The sequence below is a fragment of the Neisseria sp. HMSC066H01 genome, from assembly GCF_001837375.1.
Taxonomy (GTDB): Bacteria; Pseudomonadota; Gammaproteobacteria; order Burkholderiales; family Neisseriaceae; genus Neisseria.
This window is the reverse complement of record NZ_KV832193.1, coordinates 364,317-372,022: the sequence shown is the minus strand read 5'-3', so window position 1 is coordinate 372,022 and position 7,706 is coordinate 364,317. Positions and strand designations below refer to the sequence as shown.

The following is a 7,706-nucleotide window of genomic DNA, read 5'->3' as shown; positions in this document are numbered from 1 at the left end:
GTCTGAAATTTTGGTTTCAGACGGCCTTTTTGAGGTTTTATGTCTATATTTTTAGTCGGCAAACTGTTTTTTCATTCGTTCGCGTCGCTCTTGCGCTTCTACGGACAGTGTCGCGGTCGGACGTGCCAGCAGGCGTTTGAGGCCGATGGGTTCGCCGGTATCGGCACAGAAACCGTAATCGCCTTCGTCAATGCTGCGGATGGTTGCTTGCACTTTGCTGAGAAGTTTACGCTCGCGGTCGCGGGTACGCAGTTCTAAAGCGTATTCTTCTTCTTGGGTAGCGCGGTCGGCAGGATCGGGGGCGGATTCGTGCTCTTGGAGATGGCCGGTAGTGGTGTTTGCATTTTCAATCAGCTCTTCTTGCATTTTAACCAGTAGTTCGCGGAAGAAGGCCAATTGGTCGCTGTTCATGTAGTCCTCTTCAGGACCATCCCAGTTTAAAATATCTTGTTCTGTCAGCTTTGCCATGGTGTCTGCTTTCGGTTTATGTTAATGATTTGGATGCTACGGGTTTGCTTTTATTGGGTTTTCTTGAATTTCCGTTTTGGAAATTGGGCGAATCATATCATGTTTTACCTATTCATTTGTTCTTTATATTTCGATTTGCACTTTTTTGCACTACCTTACGCCTAAATATATTAATGCGCTTTTTAGGACGTTGTATTTTTGGTCGTTAATACCTGCTGCGCTTTCAGACGGCCTATTGGAGCAACCATAGATTTGTTTGCTGGATAAGCTGGGGAAACCATCGTGTCAGCCACAACCATAATAAGAGTGCCAGCAAACTGCCTGAAAAATCGTATCGCCCTGTGCGTAAAAAGGAAAACGGTTTGAGCAATGGCTGCAGGATTCGTTCGATGGCATAGGTCAACGGCGAATAGCGGCCCTGTATGCTGGACACCATTCTGATAATCAGAGCGATAAGTAATGTATAGGCTGCGGCTTTCAGCATATGGAGTATGGCAAACCAGAAGTTTGCCAGAATCAGCTTATTGCTGATGGATAATGCCGGCGAGATGAAAATAATGGTGGTACAGGCAAGGTAATACACCAGAAAACCTGCGGGCAGGCAGTACCAATCGGTTTTCTCGCCGCTTGGAAATGCTTTTTGCCAAGGTTTGGTCAGCCAGCCTGTTGCCTGTATGCTGAATTTGAGCAGGGGGTGTTCTGCTGCCAATCCTGCGTATCGGAGCAAAAAGCGTGTGATACACAGGATGGCAACGGCGTCTGCCAATAATAGGAGCAAGTCGCCGCGCATGTTCAGACGGCCTTGTATTGTTGCGCCATTTCTTGCGAACGTTTAACGCAGGCTTCTACGCCCTGTTCGATGGCTTCGGCAACGTGACGGGCTTTGAAGGTTTCGATGGCTTCGTGTGTCGTGCCGCCTTTGGAAGTTACGTTTTGCTGTAATTGTGCGAATGCTTCGCCGGTTTGTTCGGCCAAAGCCACTGCGCCTTTAAATGTGGCAAGGCTCAGTTCGCGTGCATCTTGCTCGTTGAAACCTTGTGCCAAAGCCGCATTTTGGAGCGCGCCCAACAGATAGAAAACGTAGGCGGGTCCGCTGCCGCTGATGCCGGTAATATTGTGGAGTTGCTCTTCCTCGTTCAGCCAAATGGTCGTGCCGACAGAACGCATGATGCCGTCTGTGGCTGCGCGGTCGGCTTCTGAAACACTTACATCGGCAAACATACCGGATACGCCCAAACCGATTTTAGCCGGCGTATTGGGCATAATGCGCACGATACGGCGTGTACCGCCCAAATAATGGCTGAGGGTATCGATGGACAATCCGGCCGCTACGGACAACACCAGCGCGCCATTTAAACGGATGTTTTGACAGGCTGCCTGCATGTCTTGCGGTTTGACGGCGAGAATGAGGACATCGTCCGCACTCAATTCGGGCAGGTTTTCAGAAGTGGCTACGCCCAATTCTTGCACCAGTTGCGCCCGTCTTTCGGTGCCGCGTTCGACAATGTGGACACGATAGCCGTCTTGTTTGACCAAACCGCCTGCAATGGCAGTCGCCATATTGCCGCCGCCGAGAAAATAGATATTCATATATATGTCACTCCTTTGTGATATCGATCAGGCCGTCTGAAACTGCTGTCTACCCTGTTCAGACGGCCATTAATTTTACGCTTGAGGATAATGCCGCTTGCCGAAAATCGCGCTGCCGATGCGGACATGGGTTGCGCCGCATTCTACCGCGATTGGCATATCTCCGGACATACCCATAGACAAAACATCTGCTTCTATGCCTGCCGCGTTCAACTCAACCAATAGCCGCTGCATGGTATGAAACTGGCTGCGTAACTCATCGTCGCTACTGTCGGCCTTGGCCACACACATCAATCCGCGCACTTGAATATTCGGCAACTTGGCCACTTCAAGGGCCAGCCCGACCGCTTCATCGGGTGCCACGCCGTGTTTCGCCTCTTCAGCGGCAATGTTCACTTCAATACACACCTGCAACGGCGGCATTTCAGACGGCCTTTGTTCGCTCAAGCGCCGCGCCGTTTTCAGACGGCCTATCGTATGGACCCAATGTGCGCGTTCGGCCACAAATTTGGTTTTATTGGACTGCACATCGCCGATAACGTGCCAAACAATATCCGGCAAATCAGCCAGCGTTTCCGTTTTTTCAAACCATTCCTGAATATAGTTCTCGCCAAAATCGCGCTGACCGGCCGCATACACTTCGCGGATATCGTCCGCCGGAAACGTCTTGCTGACTGCCACCAGCTTTACCGCACCCGCAGGCCGCCCTGCAGCCTCAGCCGCCTGTTCAATCGCCCGGCATACGTCCCGATAGTTTTGTTGCAATACCGACATGGTTTTCTCCTTTAACCCGTTCATCACTCGGCATTTTAAAAATTTTACTTGGTCGAACGGATTTATCTATTTAAAATAAAGCAATTTTATTATTCTAAACCAAAACAAGGCCACATTATGCAGATTACCGACTTACTCGCGTTCGGCGTGAAAAACAAAGCCTCCGACCTCCATTTGAGTTCGGGCATTTCCCCTATGATACGCGTACACGGCGACATCCGCCGCATCAACCTGCCCGAGATGAGCCCGGAAGAAGTCGGTACCATGATTACCTCAGTCATGAACGACCACCAGCGCAAGCTCTATCAACAGGATTTTGAAGTCGATTTCTCATTTGAGCTGCCCAATGTTGCCCGTTTCCGCGTCAACGCCTTTATGACCGAACGCGGCCCGGCCGCCGTATTCCGTACCATTCCTAGCACCGTCCTGACGCTGGAAGAATTGCGTGCGCCGCGCATTTTCCAAAAAATTGCCGAAAATCCGCGCGGTTTGGTCTTGGTAACCGGCCCGACCGGTTCGGGTAAATCCACCACGCTGGCGGCGATGGTCAACTACATCAACGAAACCCAACCGGCCCACATTCTGACCATCGAAGACCCGATTGAGTTCGTCCATCAAAGCAAAAAGGCGCTCATCAACCAACGCGAGCTGCATCAGCATACCCACAGCTTCACCAACGCCCTGCGTTCCGCCCTGCGCGAAGACCCAGACGTGATTTTGATCGGTGAGATGCGCGACCCTGAAACCATCTCCCTCGCCCTGACCGCCGCCGAAACCGGCCACTTGGTTTTCGGCACGCTGCACACGACCGGTGCCGCCAAAACCATTGACCGTATTGTCGACGTATTCCCTGCAGGCGAAAAAGAAATCGTGCGCTCCATGTTGTCCGAATCCTTGCGCGCCATCATTTCCCAAACCCTGCTGAAAACCCGCGACGGCAACGGCCGCGTCGCCGCACACGAAATCCTGATTTCCACACCGGCCGTGCGCAACCTCATCCGCGAGAACAAAATCGCCCAAATCAACGCCGCCCTCCAAACCGGTCAGGCCCACGGTATGCAAACCCTCGATCAAGCCCTGCAAACCCTTGTCCGCCAAGGCACCATCAGCCCCGAGATGGCACGCAGCAAAGCGCAAAACATCGAAAACCTCTCTATTTTCTAAACCATACTCAGGCCGTCTGAACCCCATCATCCCGTTTTCAGACGGCCTTTGAGCCTGACCGAATACCCGTTTTAAAGAGAATCATCATGAGCGACCTCGCCCCTCTGCACGACCTGTTAAGCGAAATGGTGCAAGCCTACTCACAAAAAAACCAAGCACCGCACATCCCCACCCCGGCCGAAATCGGCACGCATCTTCACCCCCTGCTCGACCGCATGTGTGAAGAGGCCGAAAAACGCAACGCATCCGACATCTTCATCAGCGCAGGCTTTCCCCCTGCCATCAAAGTCGGCGGTACCCTCACGCCCATGCCCCACAAAGCGCTGACCGGCGCGGACACCGCCGCCATCGCTGAATCCACCATGAACCCCGACCAGCTCGAAGCCTTCAACCGCGACTGGGAAATCAACTATTCCGTCCAATCGCGCAGCAACACGCGCTACCGCGTCAACGCCTACCACGAGCAAGGCCGCGTCGGCATGGTATTGCGCCGCGTCAGCCAAGACATTCCCGAGATGAAGACCCTCGGCTTGCCCGAAAAGCTCCAAGAGCTTGCTCTTGCACCGCGCGGCCTGCTGATCCTCGCCGGCCCGACCGGTTCGGGTAAGTCCACCACCATGGCCTCCATGCTCAACTACCGCAACCAAAAGCTGCCCGGCCATATCGTTACCATCGAAGACCCCATCGAGTTTATCTACAAACCTTGCCGCAGCATCTTCACCCAGCGCGAAATCGGCATCGATACCGACAACTGGAAAACCGCCGTTCAAAGCGCCATGCGTCAAGCGCCCGATGTCGTCTGTATCGGCGAAGTCCGCAGCGAAGAAAGCATGGAATACGCCCTCCAACTGGCTCAAACCGGCCATCTGTGCGTTTTCACCATCCATGCCAGCACAGCCTCCCAAACCATCGAGCGCATCATCAACTTCTATCCGGAAGACCGCCGCCAACAGGTTTTGATGGATTTAGCATTAAACCTCGTCGGCATCATCGGCCAACGCCTCACCATCAAGAAAAACCGCCAACGCACGGCCGTTACCGACCTCCTGCTCAACACTCCGGCCATGCAGGACTTGATTTTCAAAGGCGAATTACTGGAAATCCGCGACCTAATGGCACGCTCCGGCAGCAACGGCATGCAGACATTCGACCAAAACCTCTTCAACCTCTACACACAAGGCCAAATCGAACTCAGCGAAGCCCTGCGCCAAGCGGTATCTGCCAACGATTTACGCCTGCGCATTCAAATGCACGACGAGGGCAACAATACCGAACGCCTCTACGACCGCATCAGCGACCTCAACCTGATGACCTGATGGCACAAGCCAAAAAAGGCCGTCTGAACGGATGTAGAAACGAAATCAAGTATTTCCCCATATCCGTTCAGACGGCCTTATCTCATTTAAAGCATTCTGAAACCGACTGAAAATCCTGTTAAAATCCAATCATTCACCTCATAACGAATAATAAACAACACTATCATGAAAACTCCGCCGCTCAAACCTCTGATCATTGCCTCCCTACCCGTCTTCGCCAGCGTGTTCATCGCCGCCACCCTCGTTTGGTACTTCGACACGCCCAAACTAGTTATGCCCTTCGTACTCGGCATTATTGCCGGTGGTTTGGTTGATTTGGACAACCGCCTCACAGGCCGTCTGAAAAACATCGTCATCACCGTTGCCCTGTTTACCCTCTCCTCGCTGCTTGCCCAAAGCACCATCGGCACAGGCGTTCCCTTCATCTTGGCCATGACCCTGATGACTTTCGGCTTCACCATCCTCGGCACCGTCGGCCTCAAATACCGCACCTTCGCTTTCGGTGCGCTCGCCGTCGCCACCTACACCACGCTGACCTACACCCCCGAGACCTACTGGCTGACCAACCCCGTCATGATTCTGCTGGGTACTGTCCTATACAGCGTCAACATCCTGATCTTCCAAATCATCCTGCCCCACCGCCCCGTCCAAGAAACCGTCGCCAACGCCTACGACGCACTCAGCAACTACTTCGATGCCAAAGCCGACTTTTTCGATCCCGACGAAGCCGCATGGCTGGGCAACCGCCAAATCGACTTGGCCATGAGCAACACCGGCGTGATTACCGCCTTCAACCAATGTCGCGGCGCACTTTTCTACCGATTGCGCGGCCAACACCGCCATCCGCGTACCGCCAAAATGCTGCGCTACTACCTCTGCGCGCAAGACATGCACGAACGCATCAGCTCCGCCCACGTCGATTACAGCGAAATGGCCGAACAACTCAAAAACACCGACCTCATCTTCCGCATCCGCCGCCTGCTCGAAATGCAAGGCCAGGCGTGCCGCAACGTTGCCGCCTCCCTGCGCAACAACAAACCCTACGCATACAGCAAACGCCTCGGCCGCGCCATGGAAGGCTGCCGCCAGTCCCTCAGCCATTTTGCCGAGACCCATGCCGACAATGCCAACCTCCACAATATCCGCCGCCTGCTCGACAACCTCAGCAGCGTCGATTACCAACTGCGGCAACTGCAAAACGATGCGTCCCTTGCCGAAAACGACAACGCTAACACCCGCATCGCCGCCCTTGAAAACACCAAGTTCCGCAATATCGGCGAAACCGTCCTCAGCCAGCTCAATTTCGACTCCGGCGTCTTCCGCCATGCCACCCGCCTCTCCATCGTCGTGGCCACGGCCTGCATCATTGTCGAAATCCTTCATCTCAATCTCGGCTACTGGATTCTGCTGACCGCCCTCTTCGTCTGCCAACCCAACTACACCGCCACCAAAAGCCGCGTGTACCAACGTATCGCCGGCACGATTCTCGGTGTGATTGTCGGTTCGCTCGTCCCCTACTTCACCCCGTCCGTTGAAACCAAACTCTGGATTGTCATCGCCAGCACCACCCTGTTTTTCATCACCCGAAGCTACAAATACAGCTTCTCCACCTTCTTCATCACCATCCAAGCCCTGACCAGCCTTTCGCTTGCCGGTTTGGACGTGTACCACGCCATGCCCATCCGCATCATCGACACCATCGTCGGTTCCGTTATCGCATGGGCCGCCGCCACCTACCTCTGGCCCGATTGGCGTTACCTCACTCTCAGCCACACCGCCGCCCAGACCATCACTGCCAACGGCCGCTATCTCGACGCCATCCTCGACCAGCTGCAAAACGGCAGCCGCGACGATGTCGACTACCGCCTCACCCGCCGCCAAGCCCACGAAAGCACCGCCGCCCTCAGCAGCACCTTATCCGACATGAGCAGCAACCCGAAAAAATACCAAGACCGCCTGCAAGACGGTTTTACCCTGCTCAAAACCAGCTATGCGCTGACCGGCCACATTTCCGCGCTCGGCGCATACCGCGACCAGGTTCATCACGACGGCAGCGATACCTTCGCCCCATATGCCCGCCTGACCCACCACATCGCCGAGTTGCTGACCCAAATGCCCCAAACCGACCCCGAGGCTTTTGAAACGGCCATGACCCAAATCCGTCAGGAATTTGCCGAGCTTGAACAAAACACACAAGCGCAGCAAGACCACATCCTCAAACACCAGCTCGACCTCATCATCCGCCAGCTTGCACCGTGTTATCAGGCATTGCACAGACAGTCGGATACGCAAACCGCCTAAACCGATAACACATTTCAACAAAATAAATAAGGCCGTCTGAAACCTGATTTCCAGATTTCAGACGGCCTTTATTCAGCCATCGATATTAAAACC

At 54.1% G+C, this 7,706-nt stretch carries 7 protein-coding genes; 3 read left to right on the top strand and 4 right to left on the bottom strand.

Annotation, left to right across the window (positions count from 1 at the left end; all coding sequences use genetic code 11):
• Positions 1-51: 51 nt before the first annotated feature.
• From dksA to HMPREF2551_RS04135, 4 genes are all read right to left on the bottom strand, one after another.
• Positions 52-468, bottom strand: coding sequence for an RNA polymerase-binding protein DksA (gene dksA, locus HMPREF2551_RS04150; RefSeq protein ID WP_003747644.1), 417 nt, complete (start codon positions 466-468; stop codon positions 52-54).
• A gap of 232 nt (positions 469-700) precedes the next feature.
• Positions 701-1,258 (bottom strand): YggT family protein, encoded by a 558-nt coding sequence (locus tag HMPREF2551_RS04145; protein ID WP_070837321.1) that lies wholly within the window; start codon positions 1,256-1,258, stop codon positions 701-703.
• Between the two features lie 2 nt (positions 1,259-1,260).
• Entirely contained in the window at positions 1,261-2,058 is a 798-nt protein-coding gene (gene proC, locus HMPREF2551_RS04140) for a pyrroline-5-carboxylate reductase (RefSeq protein WP_070837319.1), read from the bottom strand.
• Positions 2,059-2,133: 75 nt separating this feature from the next.
• Complete coding sequence (locus HMPREF2551_RS04135) at positions 2,134-2,832, bottom strand: YggS family pyridoxal phosphate-dependent enzyme (RefSeq protein ID WP_070837317.1); 699 nt, start codon at positions 2,830-2,832, stop codon at positions 2,134-2,136.
• Positions 2,833-2,949: 117 nt separating this feature from the next.
• Here HMPREF2551_RS04135 and HMPREF2551_RS04130 point away from each other — a divergent pair, with 117 nt between their 5' ends.
• The 3 genes from HMPREF2551_RS04130 to yccS all read left to right on the top strand — a co-directional run bounded on the left by HMPREF2551_RS04130 (position 2,950) and on the right by yccS (position 7,613).
• Positions 2,950-3,996, top strand: a complete 1,047-nt coding sequence (locus tag HMPREF2551_RS04130; protein ID WP_036492519.1) for a type IV pilus twitching motility protein PilT — start codon at positions 2,950-2,952, stop codon at positions 3,994-3,996.
• An 86-nt stretch (positions 3,997-4,082) separates the two neighbouring features.
• Positions 4,083-5,312 carry a PilT/PilU family type 4a pilus ATPase gene (locus tag HMPREF2551_RS04125; protein ID WP_070837315.1) on the top strand — a complete coding sequence of 410 codons (1,230 nt, stop codon included), beginning with the start codon at positions 4,083-4,085 and terminating at the stop codon, positions 5,310-5,312.
• Between the two features lie 165 nt (positions 5,313-5,477).
• The gene (gene yccS, locus HMPREF2551_RS04120; RefSeq protein ID WP_070837313.1) at positions 5,478-7,613 is read left to right on the top strand and encodes a YccS family putative transporter; all 2,136 of its coding nucleotides are present in this window, start codon (positions 5,478-5,480) and stop codon (positions 7,611-7,613) included.
• Positions 7,614-7,706 lie beyond the last annotated feature (93 nt).

Coding starts and splice junctions, on each gene's coding strand:
- dksA (WP_003747644.1), bottom strand. CDS start 468: ATGGCAAAGCTGACAGAACAAGATATTTTAAACTGGGATGGTCCTGAA.
- HMPREF2551_RS04145 (WP_070837321.1), bottom strand. CDS start 1,258: ATGCGCGGCGACTTGCTCCTATTATTGGCAGACGCCGTTGCCATCCTG.
- proC (WP_070837319.1), bottom strand. CDS start 2,058: ATGAATATCTATTTTCTCGGCGGCGGCAATATGGCGACTGCCATTGCA.
- HMPREF2551_RS04135 (WP_070837317.1), bottom strand. CDS start 2,832: ATGTCGGTATTGCAACAAAACTATCGGGACGTATGCCGGGCGATTGAA.
- HMPREF2551_RS04130 (WP_036492519.1), top strand. CDS start 2,950: ATGCAGATTACCGACTTACTCGCGTTCGGCGTGAAAAACAAAGCCTCC.
- HMPREF2551_RS04125 (WP_070837315.1), top strand. CDS start 4,083: ATGAGCGACCTCGCCCCTCTGCACGACCTGTTAAGCGAAATGGTGCAA.
- yccS (WP_070837313.1), top strand. CDS start 5,478: ATGAAAACTCCGCCGCTCAAACCTCTGATCATTGCCTCCCTACCCGTC.